Consider the following 21777-nt stretch of genomic DNA (forward strand, 5'->3'; position numbering starts at 1 on the left):
CATAACTCAATAAAATGAAAATCCTTATGCTCTCTTCAGCAAAAAAAGTAACAAGTTATGAAAAAGAGTTAACATTTTCGGCAAATAAATTCGTTATAGTGTATATATCTTTTATTTTGCCCGGAAAAGGAGACCCACCCGTGTTTAAGCTGCTCATTGTGATCCTGCTGTCTATGCTTTTGTCCTCTTCCGTCATGACTTCCGGTCATCCTTCACCAAGCCCGGTGACCGAACCCGTACTATCTCATCCGCTAGCGAGCGCCCCAGAAGACTCATCCGTCCATTTATATGCCGTGAATCCGTCCCAGGGATTATTCCACTCAGCCGTGCTGGAAATCGGCCAGCAGCGCCGCACATTCCGATGGTCGGGCTCGGCAGATATCTCCACCGCACCACAGTTATATTACAGGGATGTAAACGGGGATGGTGTCCGTGAAGCTGTCGTGATCCTCACGCGTGCCTCGGGAACGGGTGTCGAATTGCAGGAATTGCATATCGTTAACGCACGCACGATGGAAGAATATGCGGTCGAATCGGCAGTAGATGCTGTGTCCCAGCGCGTTCATAGCTCAGTGGAGCTACGTGACCACAACCGTCAGGTCCATATTACTGTCACGATTGACGGTGTTACACACACGATAAACCCTAAAGCATCAGTATTTTACGATGATCCAGCCCAATTTACAAAGTATCTCGATTTTAGCTCTGTCGTAATGTATGATGCCGAACAGTCCCCTCTGCAAGCCACTGTATCCGGCAGTGTATCCCCAACCGAATTTGTAGGGGATTTGGATCTGAAATATGTATATGAGCATGCACGGTTCCGGGTGGGACCTATTGAATTTGAAGCTTCCTCTCCCTTTTGACGACTCTCGCAGAATAAGGTAGCATGGGATTAAATGCTAGACTGGCTGGTTTAGCGATTTTCCGAGTGAAAGAGGGGATCAATCATGTTTACATATGCGTTGGACGAACGCACAGTCCTTCGGCCGCTCACCAAGGAGCATGTGCAGCCTCTGTTTGAGCTGATCGAAATGTCCCGTGACCGCCTGCGTCAATGGCTTCCATGGGTAGACTCCACCACGGAAATCAGCCACACAGAGCAGTTCGTGCAGAGCGCCTTGAAACAAGCCGCAGAGAACGGTAGTCTGACCGCCGGAATTTGGATAGACAACGAGCTTGCTGGCATCATCAGCTACCATGAGATCAATTGGAGTCACCGCTCCGTTAGCATCGGATACTGGCTTGGACACGGGTACGAAGGACAAGGTCTTATGACCAGCGCCTGCCGCGTATTCGTTGAATATGCTTTGATGGAGCTGGACTTGCATCGGGTCGAAATCCGTTGCGCAACGACGAACCGCCGCAGCCGCGGTATTCCGGAACGTTTGGGCTTTGTGCTCGAAGGCATTGTACGCGAAGCGGAATTGCTGCCCGACGGCTACATGAACCACGCAGTGTATGGTATGCTCCAAAATGAATGGAAGCAACTTCGGTAATATTGTATTGTACAACAACGCCGCAGACCTGATCAGGTCTGCGGCGTTGTTGGTTTAGGCCGGACATAAAACCGAATATTGCTGTCTGTAGCCTCCCGCCTATTTTAAGAAATAGGCCATTAACACATCATCCACGAATTGGCCTGCTATGTAAAACTCCTCATGCAAACGTCCTTCAATCGCGAAACCGCATTTTTCATAAAACATAAGGGCTTCCATGTTACACGAGAGTACCCGCAAACTTAATTTGCGTATGCCCTCGGCAGCTGCAATGTCCTTCATGGAGTTCATGAGCGCCGTCCCAATACCTTTGCGATGATAGGCTGGATGTACAGCTATATTTATTTCGAGTACATGACAATTACTAGCCAACAGCGTTGGAGGACGAAATCCAATATACCCGCAGAGCACTTCCTGTTCGATCGCAACCAGTTGAGAGCCTGGAGGCGTATTGCGCAGAAACTCTCCGCGCGACTTCCAAGACAACGAAGCGGGAGCCGTGCGTTCATTCCATACCAATTCATCCAGCGCAATCAGATCAGGAGCATCCTTCATCTCCGAATGACGTATCGTCAAGGGTTGACTTGTAAACAATTCCTTTCAATCCTTCCTGTGAAGGCTTTCCTGAAGCAATAACTGCAACCATTCGTCACTTATTGTACCATAATCACAGCTCATTACTGAACTTTTATTAGGACTTAAGAACTGGGAACATCAGACTTGGAAGTATTATTAAAAGTATCCAAATCATGTCGGTAACGGTTCAACCAGCTATGCAGGACGAAAAATAGGATCGACAACACCGCTACGCCCGCTGCCAGCCAAAGTGTGGGCGGTAACCCACCGCCATCATACAACTTCCCCATAATATAAGGCCCCATTACCCGTCCGGCTGCGCCAATGCCCCCCACAAGCCCAATGTAAAAGGGTGCACCCCGACCTCCATGATCAGACAGGAATGCTGGAACCGCAGGAGCAATCAGCATTTCTCCCAGGGTCGCCAGAACCATAGCGAATATCATTCCAGTATAGTTCTGTGTGCCCAGCATGACAATATAAGCCGCCAAATAAAATCCTCCGGCCCATGTCATTTGCGCTGAAGCGTGATGAGCGTACAGTCGTTTTATCCAAAAAATAATGGGTTGTGCGGCAAAAATAAGGATACCATTCAGTGTCCATAGTAATCCATACATCGTTTTAGGCAAGCCCTGCTCAATAATATGGGGAGACACTCCTGTATTCCAGATCGAATTGCCGAACCATAAAAAAAGCGAGCCTAACCCCACAAAGAGATATAATCTGGTATCACGAAACAGCAATCGAGCTGGTATTTCCTCTCTTTTCTTCACGGACTTGCTGAGCTGTACTTCTCCCTCTTCCCGATCCACCCTACTTAGATAAGACCAGAAGAATCCGGCAAATACCGCAGAAGTCACCCCATTCATCACAAAGCTGAGCTGATAGGAAAGGTCAGCCAGAACGCCACTCAATCCCGTACCCACGGCAACCCCAATATTGTTAGCGACATAAATAATATTAAACAGCTCACCACGACGGTCAGCAAAACGAAAACCTACAAAGGCCTGAATCGCAGGCACAGATACGACATTAAAAAAGCCGATAAAGCCCATCATGATGACAAACGCTACCCAATGGCCACTGGTAAATGGAAGCGTGAGAAGTCCCAGCGCGTTCATCGCGAGTGAGCCAACAATCAGTTTCTTGGCTCCAATACGGTGATAGAGGGCGCCTCCCAGCACTTGACCAAAAATTCCGCCCAGAGACTGCACTAAAATCGCAATCCCTGCATCTCCCATACTACGGTTTAGCTCGTCAAACACATACATGCTAACTAACGGCCACATCAGGGAACTTCCAGCGGAATTAATCAGGCTAGCAACGAGAAACACTTTCACTTCTTTCGGATAAGACTCCAACCATTTCATATCTTTTGTTTCTCCTTTTGCATCTGACGCCATAGAAGGCATAATCTCATTGGCGCTTCACATTCACCACCGTTGAGAAGAAAGTAGCCCCCTGTCCCATATCCGACAGCCGATCAGAGGTTAACACATTGACACGCTGTCTGCGTCCTTTGCCTTCCCACCATAATCCCTGGCTAATCACTGTACCGGGCAGCATCAGATCGGTGACTTTGGCTTTCAGCTCATACATCCCCCGATCATTCCATACGGTAACCGGGTCCCCATCCGCGATGTCCCTTGTCTGAGCATCCTCCGGGTGAATTTGTAGCAAGGGCTCCCGCTCCAGTCGCTGATGCTTGGGCAAGTTAGCGAAAGTAGAATTCAGAAAATTATGGTTTGGCGGTGAAATAAACATTAATGGATACCGCTCGTCCGCTTGCGGTCGATGCTCTCCGTCGTACCCTTCAATCAGCGGCACATAAGAAGGCATCGCGGGCAGACCTGCTTGTTTCATTTTTTCCGAATACAACTCAATCTTGCCTGAAGGCGTGGTTAAACGATCCAAATAAGTAGCCTTTGGCGTCATATCGAGCTTTACAAAAGGTGACTTCTTTAAGGCTTCCAAAGTTACACCGTTGAGATAAGGGTTCGTTGAATTATCAAGCGCGCCCACAATCATGTCCTCTTCACTTTCCGTAAAGGCAGCTTCGTCAAAGCCCATAGCCCGTCCGAGCAGGCTAAACAGCTCATAATTGCTTTTGCTTTCCCCGAGTGGAGCAATGACGGGTTCCTGCATCTGGACATAGTGATGCCAGTAGGATTTATATAGGTCTGTACCTTCAAAGGAAGACGCTGCAGGCAGCACAATATCGGCATAACGGGCCGTATCCGTAAGAAACAGGTCATGAACGACTGTGAACAAATCCTCTCGTTCAAATCCTTTAGTCACCCGTTCCGAATCGGGAGCTACAACTACCGGGTTACTGCAGTATACGAATAAAGCCTTAATCGGCTGTTCCTTCTGTAGCAGCGCTTCTCCGATCCGGTTCATGTTGATCACCCGGGCATCCGGGTTCTGTCGCAGATCAGGACGCGCCAGATGGGCACCGTTAATTTTGGCGTAAGCGCCATTGGAGCGTGACGCTCCCCCGCCGTGCTTCAGCCATTGTCCAGTGAGCGCAGGCAAGCATGTAACCGCACGTACGTTCATACCGCCATTATCATGATGCTGAAGCCCATTGCCGATATTGATATACGCTGCTCGCGCAGTTCCGTACATTTCCGCCAAACGGATGATATCCGCTTCCGGTACGCCGGTAATCCGTGAAACTCGCTCTGGTGTATATGTCTTAACATGCTCGCGCAGTTCCTCATGGCCTACCGTGTAGCGATGTAAAAATTCGTCGTCCGTCAGTCCCTGAGCGAACAGCACATTCATAACACCCAGCGCGAGCGCCGTATCCGTCCCCGGATATAACGGAATGAACCAATCCGCCCATTGCGCCGTCCGGTTGCGATGAACGTCAATAACGACCACCTTAGCACCTTTTTTACGTGCTTTCTCAGCCAAAACGACCTGATGCATGTTGGTGCTAATGACATTTCCACCCCACACAATAATGAGGTCTGCATCCTCCGTGTCCTCCGGGCTGGTGCCGCCCTTAAAACCCATAACGGACGCCCAGCCTTCATTCCCTGCCACGCTACATATCGTCTGATCCAGTTGGCTTGAACCCAGCGCATTAAAAAATCGGCGGTCCATTCCATCCACACTCAATACGCCCATATTGCCATAAAAGCTGTAGGGGAGAATAGATTCCGGTCCGTCCATACGTATCAGCTCCTTGAACCGACCTGTAATGGTATCGACTGCCTCCTCCCAGCTAATACGTTCAAATTTTCCTTCTCCTTTGGGGCCTATACGTTTCAACGGATAGAGCACCCGATCAGGATCATATACCCGCTCCGTCATATTGCGAACTTTGTTACAAATAGCCCCTTTGGTAATAGGATGGTCCGGGTTCCCAGTCACCTTGACTATCTTTCCATTTTCCTTGTGAAGCAGGAGCCCACACGTATCCGGGCAATCTAACGGGCATACAGCTGGAAAAATACCGTCCTGCTGCTCCGTCATCCGCTGCCCCATTTGTAAGTCTTGTTGAAGCGTGGCCTCAGGAGGCGCGCTATTACGATGATCCATAGTGTTGATGCTCCTTTCCGTTACCGTTTCCAAAAATTACACTGATCTTATCATATCCACAGCTTTGGCCTATGGCAAGAGAAGGATTTTCCCACACAGCCGCTCTCCAAAATATTAAAAAAATCCGTCTGCTGCATAGAGCAAAACGGATTTTTTTTAGAATCATAATTTTTTTCGACATCCTGTTTCATCATATCTTACCGAGGGTAAAAGAGATCAAGGCATTATGGGACGAGAGCACACTCATCCTCCATGCCAAATCATGGACCACTCCCAAAAAAATCCGCCATGACAGGTTTCGTTCCCCCGGGCCTGTCATGGCGGATTTGCTTTGTTCATTTCTGCTCAAAGTAACGTCATTAAGCATGATCACTTAACGGTTTTGATACAACCGAAGAAGTAGTTGGAGATTCATTCACTGGAAGTGCGTTGGTTTGAGGCTTTTTCAAATAGGCCAACCAGTAGGCTCCAGCCACAAACAGGCTACCTCCTACCAAATTCCCCAGCCAGACCGGAATGAAGTTCATAACATAATCTGCCCACGAAAAGTGGCCTGCAAAAATAGCTGCCGGAATGAGAAACATATTGGCAACAACGTGCTGAAATCCAATAGCGACAAAGGCCATTGTCGGGAACCAAATCCCCATGATTTTGCCACCGATAGAGTCTGTGCTATATGCCAGCCATACAGCCAGTGCTACGAGCCAGTTACATCCTATACCCGATATAAAAGACTGCAAAAAGCTTTCATGTAGCTTATGTCCTGCCATATCCACCACTTTGTCCAGGTAAGGGCCCGTTTCTGTCAAACCCAGCACATGCCCAAAGAAAAATGCAACGAATAACGCACCTGCAAAATTACTGAGCGTAATAATCGCCAAATTACGAAGCATGGCTCCTGTCTTAATCCGTCCTGCCCATCTCGCCAAAGGGACCGCCATCATATTGCCGGTCAGCAATTCTCCGCCGGCGATCAAAACTAATACCAGACCTACAGGGAACACCGCTGCTCCAATAAAGGTGGCAATGCTTCCCCATTCTTTAGGCGCACTTGCAATAACACGTATATCCAGCAAAAACCCGAGTGCAATAAATGCACCTGCCAAAAATCCCAGTACCACCGCCACAGTCCACGGGTTGTTCGCCTTGGCCACTCCTGTTTCCACCGTCTTTTCGGCAATTTGCCTCGGTTTATAGCTCGCCATATGTCCCCGCTCCTTTAATATCTTTTCACTAAAATATTCTTCTTTCATATTTTATTTAAAATCAGTGATTATGTTTGTGAAAAAAATCACTTTCTTAACTATAAAAAAAACAGCCCTTGGAAAAAGGACTGTCTTTCTGTATTTCTACTGCGCTACTACGCGCTTTACATTTAATTGTATTCTTCCTTTTCAACTGCTCTCAAGAACCAAATAACTCCACCGAGGCCTACCAGCGCCACGACTACAAGAAAAAGGATATAAAACAAACCCATAAGCTACTTCCCCCCTGATCCTTATGCTACTCTATATTGTACTATAAGGATTCGTCCGTACGCCTCAGATTATTGACAAACTTATGAACAATGTCACAGACAAACCGAATTATACAGTAACTGGGTTCCGTTCGGATATTGTAGGCAATGCTTGTAAACCTGCTGCGTTCAGGAAATTCCAAGGCTTGTTATAATGCGGCTGGAAGAAGAAATCGACAAAGGCCAACTGGTCAATGGTCATATGATTTTGAATGGCTACGGATAGCGTGTTAATGGATTGCGTCAAATCCACCTTCGACATAATTTGAGCCCCCAAAATTCTTCGTGTCTCCTGCTCATATACCACTTTCAGTAATACCTTTTCGGAGGTTGGCATAAATTCAGGCCGGTAGCTGTCCTCAATGGTTACAGCTTCTACAGTCATGCCTTCGTCCGTTGCCGCCGCTTCCGTCAAGCCTGTTCCTGCGATATTGTCTTCGTAAATTTTGATACCCGAAGTTCCTTGGGTTCCCATGTAGGCAATCGTTGGTTGTACCAGATTACGTGCTACCAGCGTACCCATACGAACTGCGTTGGTTGCCAAAGGGATATAAGCCGTTTTACCTGTCGGATTATAGCGGATTGCACAACTATCACCTGCTGCAAACACGTCCGGGCAGCTACTTTGCATATAGTTATCCACAATGATCGCACCGTTAGGCAACATATCTACCTGACCTTTGAGCAGATCCGTTTGAGGTCGGAAACCAATGCAGAGAATAACAAGCTCTGTCTCATATTCTCCTTTAGAGGTCACGACTTTACTCACCTTACCGTTCGTACCCTCAAAACGACTCACCGTCTCGCCAAGTACCAGCTTAATGCCATGTTCCTTCAGGGAACTTTCAATCCGGTCTGTATACTCATGGTCCAAATACTTATTCAATATACGATCAGCACTGTCGATCAGCGTTACGTTTTTACCGTTCATTTGGAAAGCTTCCACCAGTTCAACACCAATGTATCCAGCCCCGACGACTGTAATGTTCTGTACGTGCTGGGCTTTCTCAATGATATCATTGGAATGATTATAGTTTTTACAGAGCAAAATATGATCAAGTTCAATGCCCTCCAGCTTTGGAATAATGGGCCATGATCCTGTGGTCACAATTAATTTATCAAATGTGTCTGTAAATTCTTCACCTGTTTGGAGATTACGTGCATGCAGCGTCTTGCCTGCCGTATCCACACTCGTTACCTCATGAAGCATCTTGGTCACTACACCCAAGTCAGACAGTTGATCTGGAGACGAATAAAACAGGCCGTGTGGATCTTTGACGACACCACCTACATACAGCGCAATACCACAAGATAAAAATGAAATATTATCATTACGCTCGTAAACGGTAATTTCTGCATCTGGATAACATTTAGCTGTGTTGACGATAGCTGCCGTGCCTGCGTGTGTACATCCGATAACTGCTACTTTCATGTTAAATTCCTCCTTGGTGTGTGGGCATAAAATGTATAATAATTGTGAATAGTTTCACGTAAACAGCTCGTTTGCGTTTGTGATTTATTTCACTTCATGCGCTTATTATAGTGTGATATTTTTCACATTACAATAGCTTTTTGTGATATTCACAATTTGTCCACATTTAAAAAAGAAAGGATATACAACATCAACTGTTTGCTGAAATATTTTTTGCTTCATTCAGTTTTCCCTGTAAGCCCCCTGATTATGCCCTTGGAATCGACTTTCACATGATGCGAGCACCCTTAGACAAATGCACATGTAGAGAACAAAAAAAGGTCCGTTTCCCGGAGACGCAGGAAATCAGACCTCTTTAAACATATGCTTTGGAGTTAAGGCAAAGCTACTATAGCAATTGCTCAATGGCTGCTTTCATCACTTCTGGTGACTCCTTCGGTTCAAAACGACCGACAGGTACACCTTCACGATTCACAATGAATTTCGTGAAATTCCACTGAATTGTCCCATCTTCCTGTTCTCCAGGCTGCTGCTTTTTCAAATATTCAAACAGAGGCGCTGTATCCGGTCCGTTGACGTCTACTTTGGCGAATACCGGGAAACTAACCCCGTAATTCAGTTGGCAAAATTCAGCCGCTTCCTCGCTGCTGCCCGGCTCCTGACCGCCAAATTGGTTGCAAGGAAAGCCTAATACAACTAATCCCCGATCCTTATATTCGTCATAAAGCTTTTGCAAATCCCCATATTGCGGGGTAAGTCCACATTTACTGGCGGTATTCGCAATAACCAGCACCTTACCGGTGTAAGTATCCAGAGAAACCTCCTGATTCGCTGGTGTTACGGCATTATGTGAATAGACAGACATACAGCATCCTCCTTCGTGTCGCTTGGTTTAGGTTACATAACCTATTTTAACCAAAACGTGACGGACATGCCAACATCCGCAGACCCTTTACCGTGATGCCATCACTTCGAGTCTGCGTTCTTCCCGTTCGGAAGCGGACATTCTGGGGCAAGCATAACAATACCGCTGGCCTCCACCTGTCTTGTAATATTGGCAACAGGACGGTTTCATGTAGGTATTTTCACCGGGACGGTAAGGATTGTCCAATTCAACGAGACGAACCGTAAACGGGTTTCTTTTACGCCCGAATACCTCTCCCTCCAGCTCACATGTCACATACATATAATCTTGTTCAAAGCGCTCCACATCCTGAGGATCAGTCAACGATGGCTGTACTCTATCCTTAAAATACAGCAATGTCAGCGGAAACTGTCCCCACATTTGTCCAAGAGAGGCGCTTCCCACTGCAGCCATTGCCTCTAATATGGGCCGCATCTGCAAACTGTAAAAGTCACGTAACACCTTCTGAGCCTGTCCGGAAGAATGGACATCCCCATTGTTCCGCTTATTGTCCAGCTCTGTGAGGTCGATGACCTGGAGGCTAATAGAGGGATATTGACCTTCATAACAAATATGAAATCTGAGATTAGATACGGACAGATCCAAACGGCGTTCACACAGTGACACCATAAAATGCTGTGCAAACACGAGACCACGCAACTGGTTCACAAAATAAACGGCTGCGGTTAAATCGTCTTCAGCACGCAGAAGATCGCCGTAATACTCCATCACAGAGCGGAGCTTCTCGGGTTCAAGCCATTCGGCCACTGGCCCGGAGTATACTGCATCCTCCGGCGTGACTCTCACTATTTTCGCTAGTTGCTCAAGCTGATCGTAATCCAGTGGTCTCATGGTATATCCTCTTTAACCTCTTGCCGCTACTTGTGGTCTAGCCTCACGTCGCTCAGCAACAGAACCCACGGGCTGCTTCTCTTCCACATTCATGTCTTTTACTGCTTGACTTACTGCAGGCTGTCCAGCCAAAGCATACGGAAGACAGAGCGGTACCCCCGTACGAGGATCTGTTACAATATCCGCCTCGATGCCGAATACCTCACGCAGCACATCAGGAGACATAACCTCTGTTGGAGTTCCTACCGCCTCAGCTTTCCCTTTTTTGATCGCAATCATATGCTGAGCATACCGGGCCGCATGGTTCAAATCATGCACGACCATAACAATGGTGCGCTCTGCCGAAGTATTCAGATACTCTAGCAGATGCAGCACTTCCAGTTGATGTGCCATATCTAAAAATGTCGTCGGCTCATCCAAAAACAAAATATCCGTATCCTGTGCAAGCGCCATAGCAATCCAAGCACGCTGACGTTGACCGCCAGAAAGCTGGTCAATGGGACGATCGTGGAACTCGCTCATTCCCGTTACTTGAATGGCCCACTCTACCATTTTGCGATCTTCCGCTTTCATGGAACCAAAACCTTTTTGATAGGGAAAACGTCCGTAAGATACCAGTTCCGTCACGGTTAATCCTTCCGGTGCAGTCGGATTTTGCGGCAAAATAGCCAGCTGCTTAGCTACTTCCCGGGTGGATTGCTTATGAATGGATTTACCGTCAAGCAGAACACTGCCGCCCTTAGGATTCATGATGCGAGCCATCGTCTTCAGAATGGTGGACTTGCCAGAACCATTTGCGCCCACCAAGGCTGTGATTTTCCCTTGCGGTATTTCTACGTTCAGATCTTCTACAATCAATCGATCTTCATAAGCAATATCCAGATTTGCCGTTTTCAGACGAAACATTTGGAATCATCCCTTTCCCTTATCCAATATATATAGTCACGGGCTTAACGCACGACTTTCATCAAAACTTCATTCTATCTTTATATAATAAAGATATTGATAATCATTATCAAGTGTTAACTGGTTTATTTCCTATATCATACAGTGCATATCATCCAATATTTCCACAAAAAATTCAAAAAAAGATCACAGCTCCACGAAGCTGTGATCTTTTAAATCCGGCGAATCGCATTATGACCGTACAGAAGACAGTCCAAATGCTTCAGCCATGAGACGTATAGATTTCATTTTGGCATCAAAGTCATGAATAATGCTCGCAACCATGATCTCCTGTGCATTATAGTCCTTACTTAATCGCTCAATCTGACGCTTCACCTGTTCGGGCGAACCGACCACCATACGTTTGCGATTCTCACGAATCCGCATCCGGTCGAACGGCGTATACGGATACGCCAGTGCCTTTTCGACGGAAGGTGTTCCAGCGGAGCGCATTCCCTGCTCTAATAGAACAAGAGACAAGTCCATACTGGAAGCCAACCGATTCGCCTCCTCTTCGGTATCCGCACAGATCGCAAATACGGCAACAAGCGAACGCGGTCGGACACTATGCTGGGAAGGCTGGAAGCTTTCCTGGTATTCCTTCATAGCACCTGTGCCGCCTTCACCATTAATGAACTGCGCAAACGCAAAGCCCACGCCACGCTCGGCTGCCAGACCTGCGCTATCACCGCTGGAGCCGAGCAACCACATTTCCGGTACAGTTTCTATGAGCGGCATCGCCTGTAGCGAACCGAAACGGTGATCATTACCTGTGCTGTCATGTAAATAAGCTAACAGGTCGTCCAACTGCTCAGGGTATAGATCTACGCCACCTCGCATTTTGCCTTCTTGCAGCGCTCTGGTAGCAATGGGCATTCCTCCAGGTGCTCGTCCCAGACCCAGATCAATGCGTCCCGGATACAACCCCTCCAGCACACGGAAGTTTTCCGCTACTTTATAAGCGCTGTAATGAGGCAGCATCACACCACCCGACCCCACTCGAATGGTTGAGGTCCGGGCGGCCAGATGTGAAATCAGTACCTCCGGGCTGGACCCTGCGAGATTTGCGGCAGAATGATGCTCTGATACCCAAAAGCGATGATAACCCAAGCGTTCCGCCTCTATAGCAAGCTCAGCGGTCTTTTGTAATGCTTGTGCATGCGTCATGCCTTCCGATACCGGAGATTGGTCAAGAATGCTGAGTTTTATCATAAAAGTCTGACCTTTCTATTTTGGAATAAGGATAGACATTAATTATAGCACGCAAAGCCACAGTTACCCAAGAGGGGTCAATATCGATTTTATAGTGGAAAAGTTTATTTTTCGTAAAGACTTGTGTTCACTTTATCCGCCTCATAGAGATGCGAACGCTTTTTAAAGAAACTATACAGATGTGTAACGATTACTTTCAAGACAGCGTAACCTGGAACCGCAAGTACGATTCCCACCACACCAAACAAATTGCCTGCCGTCAGAATAACAAAGATAATCGTGATCGGATGTACTCGAAGAGATTTGCCCATAATTTGTGGAGAAATAAATTTACCCTCAATGAGCTGTACGACTGTCCATACGATAACCATCTTGAGTAGCATAATCGGTGAGGTGACCAAGGCTACAATTAACGCAGGTGTAATGGCAATGACGGGACCTAAGTAGGGGACAACGCTCGTAAAGGATGCAATGACTGCAAGCGTCAGAGAGTAGTCTAATCCAATGATTAGATAACCAATATACAACAGCGCCCCAATACAGAAGCTGACAATAATCTGCCCACGAATATAGGAACTGACCTGATGGTTCATCTCGGTCATAATGCGATCTGTTTCTTTACGAAACATAGGCGGGAGCATTTTCAGGATAAACTGTGGTAGCTTGTGTCCATCTTTTAGCAAGTAGAACAGAATAAATGGAACCGTGGCAATCGCAAGTACCGTTTCTGTAACCACGCCCAAAAAGCTGCCCACACCCGTCCATGCATTATTAATAAAGCTAGATAACTTTTCAGAAGCTTTGGAGGCCAGCTCAGATGGATTAATTTGAATGGTGTTCTGGAACTGGTTTACAAAATCGCTGCCGATCAGTTTCTCGAATTGTCGTTGTACTTGCTCGCTATAGGCGGGAAAATTCTGGATAAGCCCCTGTATTTGATCGCGGATTACAGGTACCACCGATGTAACCACAATCGCAATAACCCCTATAATGAGCAAAAACAGTACAATAATGGAGTATATTCGTTTCACCTTATTGCGCTCCAGTACATCAACCAATGGATTGAGCAGATAGTACAAGACGCCGGATAAAATGACAGGGAGAATTATCGTTTTCAGCAGCACCATGACAGGTGTGAATATGTATGAAATTTTGGTAAGCACCAAGATATTCAAGCCGATCAGCAGCAGTACCAGCAGGAATAACACAAACTTGTTGTTCAGAAAAAACTTCTTGAATCGGTCTTTCCATGCCGGAGTTATTTCCACACCACATTCCCCTTCTCTTTACACAATTGAGTATACATTCTTCATAGTTACGATATATTTTTGGAACAAAATATACAAGGTTATACCCAAATAAACACAAAAGCAAACAAAGTTGTACGTCATCGTACGAACTTCGCTTGCTTTGATGGTTATGGAGTATCATTTATCGTGGTTGCAGCATCCACCGTCGTGGTCACAGGTTTGTTCTCCTGTTCAAAAAGATTCTGTATGAAGCGCTTGAGCTTTCTTTCGTCCACACCCAACACCTGCGCACCCTTAATGGTTTCCCCGCGCACCAATTCATTCGGCGGGATTTGCTGCTTCGCTACTGTTGTTGCATCGATATTAAAGCCCAATGAAGCCAATTGCAGCATTTCCGTAGTACTGAGATTCGTTTCAATATAAGGAGAAATGCTATTTAAAATACTCGGGAGTTTAATTAGAGATGAGGTTGACTGAATTTTACCGCCAAGCTCGGTAATGAATTTGCGCTGCCGCTCCGTACGCGTAAAATCGGAAGTCGCATCATGACGGAAGCGTACATATTGCAAGGCTGTTTTACCGTCCATGTGCTGCATTCCCTTTTTCAAATCAATATCAAACTGGTGTTTATCTGCCTTGGAGGTATAGTGCATATCTTTTTCGACATCCAGGTCAATACCACCCACAGAATCAACCAGCGCAATAAAGCCATTAAAATCAGTATATACATAATATTGAATCGGTATCCCCAACAGGTCGCTCACGGTCTGTCTGGTCAAATCCGGTCCACCGTAGGAAAAAGCAGCATTCAATCTACTTTGCCCATGACCTGGGATATTGACGTACGTATCACGAAGAATCGACATAAGTGTAGCCTTTTTCGTAACCGGATCAATAGAAGCAACCATAACGGAGTCAGAACGCCCTGAATCCTCTCCACGGGAGTCGCCGCCTAGCAGCAGAATATTCACTCTTTCTGTCCCATCCCATTCCGGTGGGAGCGATACCTCTACAGGTTGTACAATGGTTTGAGTTTGTGCCTGCGGTTTGTATTTCGAATCCTGTCCGGAAGCAACCGAAATTTGATTCGTAAAATGATATATAGAATACGTATAATATCCGCCCACTAAAAGAACCGCAGCAGCTACAGAAATGCCTAGCCATTTTAAAAATTTTCGCATATTTTCGGGTAACCTCGCTTTTATTCAAACATCGTTCGGCTTTTAAAAGCATACCCTTCCTGCAAGTTATCTGTCAATTCGCGTCGTCTGTTCTAGTGGTCGTCCGCATACCATGGATTCAAATGGACAAGCACCTCATAAACCCGTGGTTCCTGCTTCATGACAGCCCCCTTAATTAGTCGGATAATATCGTGTCCCTGCTGAATCGTCAAAGAGGCATCCACTGAAGCGCGAATATCCACGATAATATAATGGCCATGCTCACGGGCACGGATACGGTCAATACGTTGAACCTCGGCTACACTTAGTGCGGCTGCGGCGTAGCTTTCAATTTCCTCCGTTGCAATTGCTTTTTCCATAAGCACATCTATGGATTCACGGCCCATTTCCCACGCCAATTTCAGAACTAGCAATGCTACTACGAATCCCGCAATAGGGTCGCCGTAAGATAAAATTGAAATGCTCCAGTGCTCCCCAATCAGCCCCAAGCCGATACCCAGTACAGCAGCCCCAGAGGCGTACACATCAGCGAGATGATCTTTTGCTGTTGCAATAAGCCCTTGACTATTAGCTGCTCTCCCGATACGAATCGTGTAGATATACAGCCACTGTTTCCAGAGCAAGGAAATAATAGCGGCCACCAATGCCAGTATATGCTCCTCTGGCATAGGTTCGAACAGTGCTGCAATCGAATGATAGCCGATAAATATGCCCGCTCCAAACAATATGACCGCCACCACGCTTGCACCGATCACTTCTGCTTTGCCGTGACCATAAGGATGATCCTCATCCGGCGGCTGGCTGGATATGCGCATCGCTCCCAGTGCCGTTGCAGAGGCAATCACGTCTCCGGCATTATGCACACCATCAGCCACCAGCACCTTGCTGTTGAACATGAGTCCTGTAATAATCTTAATGCCGGTTAATAGGATGTTGCTAATCAGGCTGATCCATGCTGAGACCATGGCGCGCTTGCCCATATCCTGTTCCTGCATGATGTATAACCCCTCCAAATTTATCTTTTGAAAAATGTATCCTAAACGCTAATCGTTTATTTCAAGGTAGCTCCGCTGCTCATGTCATCTTATGATGCTGCTCTTTCAGCGGTATGGATGAAGATTACAATAGCCCCGGAAGATGAGCCTCCCCGGGGCTATTATGATAACCATAGCGGAGCATTCTATGAGAATACTCCTGTTTAACTATCTGGACCGTCCGCGACGGCCTCCTTGTCCTTGACCACCACGCGGGCCGCTTTTGGCTTGTCCACCGCGGCCACCTTGGCCTCCGCGTGCAGAACCGCCGCTACTGCGGTCATATCCGCCACGCTCGCTGCTTTGTCCTGCCGAGCGGCCTTGACCTCCGCGTGCGGAACCGCCGCTGCTGCGGTCATACCCGCCGCGCTCGCTACTTTGTCCTGCCGTGCGGCCTTGGCCTCCGCGTGCAGAACCGCCGCTGCTGCGGTCATATCCGCCGCGCTCGCTACTTTGTCCTGCCGTGCGGCCTTGGCCTCCGCGTGCAGAACCGCTGCTGCTACGGTCATACCCGCCGCGCTCGCTACTGCCGCGGCTAGAGCGACGTTCGCCGCCTGTGGCATCACGACGGCCCGCCTGTTCGCGGCCGCTGCCTCGGCGTCCACCGCCGGAGTCGTTGCCGCCGTAGGAACGGCGGTCGTTTCTGCCCGAGCGGCGTTCTCGACCCTGCCGATCAGCCGTATCGGAAGCAGGTCTACGCTGTCCGCCGCCCTCACTGCTGGTGAACGTGACACCAGCAACTTTCTGGATGTTCCGAAGCTCCGGAATATCCCTTGGCGTAGCGAGCGTCACCGCCACGCCTTTGCCTCCGGCACGGCCGGTACGCCCGATGCGGTGGATGTAGCCTTCGGCATCCTGCGGCATGTCGTAGTTGAAGACATGCGTGACGCCTTCTACATCCAAGCCGCGTGCGGCTACATCAGTCGCTACGAGCAATTGGAGTTTCGCTTCACGGAACGCCTTCATCACTTGCTCCCGCTTGTTCTGAGACAAATCCCCATGAAGCTCACCGCTCTCAAAGCCCATCTCTTGCAGCTCTTCGTTCAGTTTGGCAGCCCGGCGCTTCGTACGGCAGAAAATAACAGCCAAGTACGGACGATCCGTATTCAGCATATCCACCAATGCCTGTTGCTTACCACGGTCTGTTGTTTGCACAACGACCTGACGGATTTGGCTCACCGGAACGGAAGAAGCGGATTTCACTTTGACATCTACGGGTTCGTTCATATATACACGAGCCAGCTTGCGAATACCCGCTGGCATCGTAGCGGAAAACAGCATCGTCTGTCTCCGGTAAGGAACCTCCTGAAGAATCGTCTCCACATCGTTCAAAAAGCCCATGTGTAACATTTGGTCAGCCTCATCCAGGACCAGCATTTTAATGCCGCCCAGATCGAGCGTGCCACGTCTCAGGTGATCCAGCAGTCGCCCAGGTGTACCAATAATCAGTTGTGCGCCGCCTTTCAGTTTACGAAGCTGACGCTCCACGTCCTGTCCTCCATAAACAGCTAGTAGAGATAAACTTGGCTCCGCAGCAGCCAAGCATTTTGCTTCCTCTGTAATCTGGAGCGCCAGTTCACGCGTAGGTGCAATCACGAGCGCCTGCGGGTGTCGCTTGTCCAAATTCAGCTTTTGTAAAATCGGCAGTAAAAACGCAAGCGTCTTGCCGGTTCCCGTATGTGCCTCGGCAATAACATCCTGACCTTCCATCAACAGTGGAATGGACTCCTGCTGTACAGGTGTTGGCGCTGATATTCCCTGCTCTTTCAAGGCTTCTACCCAATGTTGCTCTACGCCTAATGCTGCAAAATTCTTCAAGTGGTATTCACTTCCCTTATCTGTATTCAATATGTGTCACGTAAAATAGGTTCATGTGCCATATGACATCTATCGTTCCATAGTTCAGAATTCCCATTTTTGTATCGGTTCTCATTCTACCCTTTTCAGGAAGGGAGCATATCCGTTATCGTTGAATCTGTTCATGTAACCAACATACGGCCGCCATGCGGCTCAGGCCCGTTCCATGTATGACTTTCCTAGTATACGCGAAGTTGAACTGGTTTCCAAACGATTTTAATGAACAGTACCACAGTCAATGTAAAAGGTGAATTCGATCTTCATGTCATATATTATGGTATAAGAATTGGTAATTGATGAATAAAGGATGGATGCTTGTGGTTAACAACCTGCATTATAATTTCATAATGACCGGTTCCTTGTCGGAGAAGCACACTTTGTTTGCCGAAGAGTGCTTTACTAACCTGTTCAATTGTTTTGAAACGCTCCTGAATATATCAGGAATTCGCAATACCCGTGTGTCTGTCTATCAAGCTGGTGCGAAAAAAGCCAAACACGGTAAAATTCGCTGGGACAAGCAAGAGCTGCTCCGCATTGTAACCGATGATGAATTGATTCCGCTGATGCTAGCTATCGAGGCTCCCAGTATCAAATCATCCTATAACAAAGGGACAACGCCGGAAGTGTACATTCTTTTGTCCAATGACCCTATGGGTCAATCTCCCAACAATTGCGGGATGCTTGTTTCGATCCGTCAGGACGTTTATGGGCGTATTGACCGAACAAGCGTGGAAGACGTTATGCTGCAACTCAGCCAGTTAATAAAGGCAAACAAACTGTTACATAGCTCGCGCAACTTTTATGCTGGCAGTAAAGCACGCGCCATTATGGATATTCTTCCATTTATGCTCGAAAAGGATACCCCGGATATGAAGTATGTTTTTCAATCGTGGACTCCGTTCCCTTTACCACACACTTAAACTATCCGTCATACTATTAACCCTAAGGAGGCTGCAATTTATGCAAATTCAAGTTCACAACGTTGAAAAAAAAGAAAACGAATATCTCATTCATTATCAAGCCGGGGGAGCTCTGCCGTTCGTTCCGCATGATATTGTTCTGATCCATGGCAAACAGTATTTTATAGGCACGATTTTGAAAGTAGAGCCGGAACAGGCCCTTATCCGTATTAATCCGGAATATGAAGACCAAATGGCAGGGTCCATCGGACTGGAACTGGCTTTCTCTCCAACTGTTTCTATTCAAGGTGCAGACAGCATTGTCGAAAAGCTTGGCTATTTCCCTCCCTTTCATTATGACCGAATTACGGCTGCTAATATGACGAAAGACCAGATTACGCTGACGATTGAGCTATCCTACGCTAGCGTGCTTGTCCCTAAATCACCGGATCTGGAACCTTCGGCTGAGGCACCTGTAATCCCTGAAGCTCCAGCAAAAGACGTCCCACGCTATGCAGTGACTTTTACATTTCTGGAAACCAAAGAGCACGTATTAACTCCTGTAGAAACAGACAACATCATCTTGCAGCTTGATTTCCGCTATGAAGAAGCAGACATGGTCGTTGATATCGATGCCTTGTCGGGACTGTCAGGTAGCTTTCTGTGCAGAGGTATCCGCGCAGAGATTAAGGAACTGAATGAATAAACAGGAGGCTCGCGAGCTGTTACGTTGTCATTCTTTTGTTCACGATGATCTGGATCATCCCAAAATGCAAAACGGATTTCTAGGGATGCTCCGCCCCTTCCAGGGAGAACTAATTGAGGATAATTTCCATGAGCTGATGACCATCATTGAAGTTCTGGCAGATGAGTTGGAGAAACCATCCGTAGAACGGGAGCTGATTGCCGCTCTGTGGGGGATTTGCCAATATACACGGGCATGGGCATTGTATCCTGATAGTATGCTGCAGCGAAACAACCTGCTGACCGTAGAGCAGATCAACACCCTCGACGATTGGATCGATACGATCTCCTATGCGGTTATGGTGCTGCTGGAGGGTGGCGGACCGGAAGAAGCTTTATCGAACTACAGACATGAGAGTTGATCCGCAGTGATACATATATCTTAGTCAAGGGGGCCGCTTTTGCACTGCTTCGCGCACATAAAAGCATGCCTTTCGCACAACATGCTCTGAAGCAATTATTGCAGCATGAGGAATTCGGTGCATCTGCCCAACGGGAGCTGTCCACATCATCGACAACCAAAGGAGAATCACTCTACTTATGCGTGTAAGAATATTTATATTCATATTGATTATCGGGATTATATGTGTGCCTGCCTATTTTATTATGAGTAGCTTTGGATTATTTCAAAATGAAAAGGTGCTTGTACATTACAAGCTTGCCATTGAGGTAAAGGATAAAAAGTATGATGCCTGGCCTTTAATCAGCAGCTACACCGCTATAGATAAAAAAGGGGACAATCGTCAGCTCTACTATCAGGCGGAGGGCTCAGGCATAGAGTATCTGTTTCAACTAGCCTACGGACACTATGAACTCCGACCCTCCAAGGAAAATCCTTTTCTGGACGGGGGAGTCCACTACACCATGGACCATCCTGAGTATGTGCGTGAGGAAAAGCAGTATGAGAATGCTAACGACTACACGGAATTAACCCATTATTACAATCAGAAGGAACAGATGATTTATACCTATAATCCCGAAGCCAAGCTCGATAAAACATACGTCCGTTCCATCATCACCGCTGGGATGACTCGCACAACCGGTAGATCAAGCCGTGCGGTAAAGGATGACTATATCAATATCAGTAAGCTGTTTAAGGACAAGCTGGGAGTGAATGTGAAGGTAGATGTGGATGAGGACAACAAAATCGTCACCTTATCCATGACATGATCTCACAAACGATGCACCACTGCGTCGTCTCATTTCCAAAAAAGAGATGTATGGTTTACTAGGAACAAGGAGGCTGGTTGTTGATGTCATTCGCAATTGAATCAGGGCTTTCGCCTGCCCAGATCGCAGCATTGGAGGAACAAATACAGCGTATATTGCCCGCTGGCTATAAACGTTTTCTTTCACAATATAACGGATTTTATGTAGCCGCCCCTTTTTATTGCAATGTGCCCTTCGATCGCGTGGATAACGGAGACATTGATTTGACTTGTTTTTTCGGATATGAGGTATCCAACAAAAATCATGACCTTCTAGCGATTAATGATGAATTTCTGGATGAAATCAATCATGTCGAGAATGCTTTGTTGATTGGTGCAGATGCGGGCGACAATTTCTACGTTCTGATATGTAATGAATACACCCCGTATGTGTACTACTGGGACCGCACACATCTTCATGCTTATGATGACAAACTGAACTATGATATCGCAGAGCAGGACGAATGTGGACATTTGTATCTGGTGGCAACAGACTTTACAACGTTTTTTAATCAGGTAATTGAACAACTCAACGAGCAGAAAGGAAGGCCTACTGATGACAGAAATACATAATCCTAAATGGGGACCGGCTTATTTGGAAGGTTGGGTTGTACCCGAAAACCCGGAGGCATGGGTCGAGCAGGAGTGGACAGGTACGCTTCGTTCACAGGCAGGACATACGAAATTCCACATTTTTTATTATGGAGAACTTATGGACGAGCTGATCACTGGAACTGAATTTGCACCCCAGCTCATTATTGCAGAAGAGGCAGTCACAGGTGAACAGATCGTGATTTTTGACGGAACCCGCCATGGTTACGATGCTCTGCTATGCGAAGTTTATACCAAGGAACAGCAAAACAATCGCACTCCCCTGCTGCCCTATCTGGACGAAGATGGTGAAGATACTTTCGAGGTAAGCTTGACCGCTTTTTATAATGTGGATTGGGATGACGAGTTTGCAGACGATGTGGATGAGAATGGACAGTTAGAGCTGATCAACGGCGAACGATGCGATTTTGAAGATGCGAAGCGGAACGGCTATGATGCGATCAGCATTACGATTACCAGCGCTAAAGGTCTAAAAACAGAGATCATTCAGGAAGAGCTGGCCTGACG

21 protein-coding genes are annotated in these 21777 nt (G+C 47.2%); 8 read left to right on the top strand and 13 right to left on the bottom strand.

Annotated elements, in window-relative coordinates; translation table 11 throughout:
• Positions 1-140: 140 nt before the first annotated feature.
• Positions 141-866, top strand: coding sequence for a copper amine oxidase (locus T3H97_RS24085; protein WP_328801089.1), 726 nt, complete (start codon positions 141-143; stop codon positions 864-866).
• Between the two features lie 84 nt (positions 867-950).
• Entirely contained in the window at positions 951-1499 is a 549-nt protein-coding gene (locus T3H97_RS24090) for a GNAT family N-acetyltransferase (RefSeq protein ID WP_328801090.1), read from the top strand.
• Between the two features lie 99 nt (positions 1500-1598).
• Here the strand turns inward: T3H97_RS24090 and T3H97_RS24095 are convergent, their stop codons facing one another.
• The 13 genes from T3H97_RS24095 to T3H97_RS24155 form a co-directional block, all read right to left on the bottom strand.
• Entirely contained in the window at positions 1599-2093 is a 495-nt protein-coding gene (locus T3H97_RS24095) for a GNAT family N-acetyltransferase (RefSeq protein WP_103047379.1), read from the bottom strand.
• A 104-nt stretch (positions 2094-2197) separates the two neighbouring features.
• Positions 2198-3445, bottom strand: a complete 1248-nt coding sequence (locus T3H97_RS24100; protein WP_328801091.1) for an MFS transporter — start codon at positions 3443-3445, stop codon at positions 2198-2200.
• A gap of 46 nt (positions 3446-3491) precedes the next feature.
• Positions 3492-5624, bottom strand: coding sequence for a molybdopterin-containing oxidoreductase family protein (locus T3H97_RS24105; protein WP_103047377.1), 2133 nt, complete (start codon positions 5622-5624; stop codon positions 3492-3494).
• 359 nt (positions 5625-5983) lie between these two features.
• Positions 5984-6829: a formate/nitrite transporter family protein gene (locus T3H97_RS24110; RefSeq protein WP_328801092.1), complete on the bottom strand. Its 846-nt coding sequence runs from the start codon at positions 6827-6829 to the stop codon at positions 5984-5986.
• A 381-nt stretch (positions 6830-7210) separates the two neighbouring features.
• On the bottom strand, positions 7211-8572 hold the full coding sequence (locus tag T3H97_RS24115) for an FAD-dependent oxidoreductase (protein WP_069290565.1): 1362 nt from the start codon (positions 8570-8572) through the stop codon (positions 7211-7213).
• Positions 8573-8960: 388 nt separating this feature from the next.
• Positions 8961-9437 (bottom strand): glutathione peroxidase, encoded by a 477-nt coding sequence (locus T3H97_RS24120; RefSeq protein WP_328801093.1) that lies wholly within the window; start codon positions 9435-9437, stop codon positions 8961-8963.
• A gap of 87 nt (positions 9438-9524) precedes the next feature.
• On the bottom strand, positions 9525-10328 hold the full coding sequence (locus T3H97_RS24125; RefSeq protein WP_328801094.1) for a hypothetical protein: 804 nt from the start codon (positions 10326-10328) through the stop codon (positions 9525-9527).
• Positions 10329-10340: 12 nt separating this feature from the next.
• The gene (locus T3H97_RS24130; protein ID WP_328801095.1) at positions 10341-11234 is read right to left on the bottom strand and encodes an ABC transporter ATP-binding protein; all 894 of its coding nucleotides are present in this window, start codon (positions 11232-11234) and stop codon (positions 10341-10343) included.
• Positions 11235-11465: 231 nt separating this feature from the next.
• The gene (locus tag T3H97_RS24135; protein ID WP_328801096.1) at positions 11466-12485 is read right to left on the bottom strand and encodes an LLM class flavin-dependent oxidoreductase; all 1020 of its coding nucleotides are present in this window, start codon (positions 12483-12485) and stop codon (positions 11466-11468) included.
• A 104-nt stretch (positions 12486-12589) separates the two neighbouring features.
• On the bottom strand, positions 12590-13753 hold the full coding sequence (locus T3H97_RS24140; RefSeq protein ID WP_025722203.1) for an AI-2E family transporter: 1164 nt from the start codon (positions 13751-13753) through the stop codon (positions 12590-12592).
• 149 nt (positions 13754-13902) lie between these two features.
• The gene (locus tag T3H97_RS24145) at positions 13903-14916 is read right to left on the bottom strand and encodes an LCP family protein (protein ID WP_328801097.1); all 1014 of its coding nucleotides are present in this window, start codon (positions 14914-14916) and stop codon (positions 13903-13905) included.
• 92 nt (positions 14917-15008) lie between these two features.
• Positions 15009-15911, bottom strand: a complete 903-nt coding sequence (locus tag T3H97_RS24150; RefSeq protein ID WP_250240652.1) for a cation diffusion facilitator family transporter — start codon at positions 15909-15911, stop codon at positions 15009-15011.
• A 207-nt stretch (positions 15912-16118) separates the two neighbouring features.
• On the bottom strand, positions 16119-17768 hold the full coding sequence (locus T3H97_RS24155) for a DEAD/DEAH box helicase (RefSeq protein WP_328801098.1): 1650 nt from the start codon (positions 17766-17768) through the stop codon (positions 16119-16121).
• Between the two features lie 335 nt (positions 17769-18103).
• Between T3H97_RS24155 and T3H97_RS24160 the strand changes: the two genes are divergently transcribed.
• The 6 genes from T3H97_RS24160 to T3H97_RS24185 all read left to right on the top strand — a co-directional run bounded on the left by T3H97_RS24160 (position 18104) and on the right by T3H97_RS24185 (position 21775).
• Complete coding sequence (locus T3H97_RS24160; protein ID WP_190298151.1) at positions 18104-18727, top strand: hypothetical protein; 624 nt, start codon at positions 18104-18106, stop codon at positions 18725-18727.
• A gap of 40 nt (positions 18728-18767) precedes the next feature.
• Positions 18768-19412, top strand: coding sequence for an immunity 50 family protein (locus tag T3H97_RS24165; RefSeq protein ID WP_190298152.1), 645 nt, complete (start codon positions 18768-18770; stop codon positions 19410-19412).
• Positions 19405-19812 (top strand): hypothetical protein, encoded by a 408-nt coding sequence (locus tag T3H97_RS24170; RefSeq protein ID WP_328801099.1) that lies wholly within the window; start codon positions 19405-19407, stop codon positions 19810-19812. Before T3H97_RS24165 ends, T3H97_RS24170 begins: the two co-directional genes overlap by 8 nt.
• A gap of 178 nt (positions 19813-19990) precedes the next feature.
• Entirely contained in the window at positions 19991-20620 is a 630-nt protein-coding gene (locus tag T3H97_RS24175; RefSeq protein ID WP_328801100.1) for a hypothetical protein, read from the top strand.
• An 83-nt stretch (positions 20621-20703) separates the two neighbouring features.
• Positions 20704-21231 carry an SMI1/KNR4 family protein gene (locus T3H97_RS24180; RefSeq protein WP_328801102.1) on the top strand — a complete coding sequence of 176 codons (528 nt, stop codon included), beginning with the start codon at positions 20704-20706 and terminating at the stop codon, positions 21229-21231.
• Positions 21215-21775, top strand: coding sequence for a hypothetical protein (locus T3H97_RS24185; RefSeq protein WP_190298156.1), 561 nt, complete (start codon positions 21215-21217; stop codon positions 21773-21775). Before T3H97_RS24180 ends, T3H97_RS24185 begins: the two co-directional genes overlap by 17 nt.
• Positions 21776-21777 lie beyond the last annotated feature (2 nt).

This window comes from Paenibacillus sp. LX16 (assembly GCF_036252815.1).
Taxonomy (GTDB): Bacteria; Bacillota; Bacilli; order Paenibacillales; family Paenibacillaceae; genus Paenibacillus; species Paenibacillus polymyxa_B.

Coding starts and splice junctions, on each gene's coding strand:
- T3H97_RS24090 (WP_328801090.1), top strand. CDS start 951: ATGTTTACATATGCGTTGGACGAACGCACAGTCCTTCGGCCGCTCACC.
- T3H97_RS24100 (WP_328801091.1), bottom strand. CDS start 3,445: ATGAAATGGTTGGAGTCTTATCCGAAAGAAGTGAAAGTGTTTCTCGTT.
- T3H97_RS24105 (WP_103047377.1), bottom strand. CDS start 5,624: ATGGATCATCGTAATAGCGCGCCTCCTGAGGCCACGCTTCAACAAGAC.
- T3H97_RS24110 (WP_328801092.1), bottom strand. CDS start 6,829: ATGGCGAGCTATAAACCGAGGCAAATTGCCGAAAAGACGGTGGAAACA.
- T3H97_RS24115 (WP_069290565.1), bottom strand. CDS start 8,572: ATGAAAGTAGCAGTTATCGGATGTACACACGCAGGCACGGCAGCTATC.
- T3H97_RS24120 (WP_328801093.1), bottom strand. CDS start 9,437: ATGTCTGTCTATTCACATAATGCCGTAACACCAGCGAATCAGGAGGTT.
- T3H97_RS24125 (WP_328801094.1), bottom strand. CDS start 10,328: ATGAGACCACTGGATTACGATCAGCTTGAGCAACTAGCGAAAATAGTG.
- T3H97_RS24130 (WP_328801095.1), bottom strand. CDS start 11,234: ATGTTTCGTCTGAAAACGGCAAATCTGGATATTGCTTATGAAGATCGA.
- T3H97_RS24135 (WP_328801096.1), bottom strand. CDS start 12,485: ATGATAAAACTCAGCATTCTTGACCAATCTCCGGTATCGGAAGGCATG.
- T3H97_RS24145 (WP_328801097.1), bottom strand. CDS start 14,916: ATGCGAAAATTTTTAAAATGGCTAGGCATTTCTGTAGCTGCTGCGGTT.
- T3H97_RS24150 (WP_250240652.1), bottom strand. CDS start 15,911: ATGCAGGAACAGGATATGGGCAAGCGCGCCATGGTCTCAGCATGGATC.
- T3H97_RS24160 (WP_190298151.1), top strand. CDS start 18,104: ATGAATAAAGGATGGATGCTTGTGGTTAACAACCTGCATTATAATTTC.
- T3H97_RS24165 (WP_190298152.1), top strand. CDS start 18,768: ATGCAAATTCAAGTTCACAACGTTGAAAAAAAAGAAAACGAATATCTC.
- T3H97_RS24170 (WP_328801099.1), top strand. CDS start 19,405: ATGAATAAACAGGAGGCTCGCGAGCTGTTACGTTGTCATTCTTTTGTT.
- T3H97_RS24175 (WP_328801100.1), top strand. CDS start 19,991: ATGCGTGTAAGAATATTTATATTCATATTGATTATCGGGATTATATGT.
- T3H97_RS24180 (WP_328801102.1), top strand. CDS start 20,704: ATGTCATTCGCAATTGAATCAGGGCTTTCGCCTGCCCAGATCGCAGCA.
- T3H97_RS24185 (WP_190298156.1), top strand. CDS start 21,215: ATGACAGAAATACATAATCCTAAATGGGGACCGGCTTATTTGGAAGGT.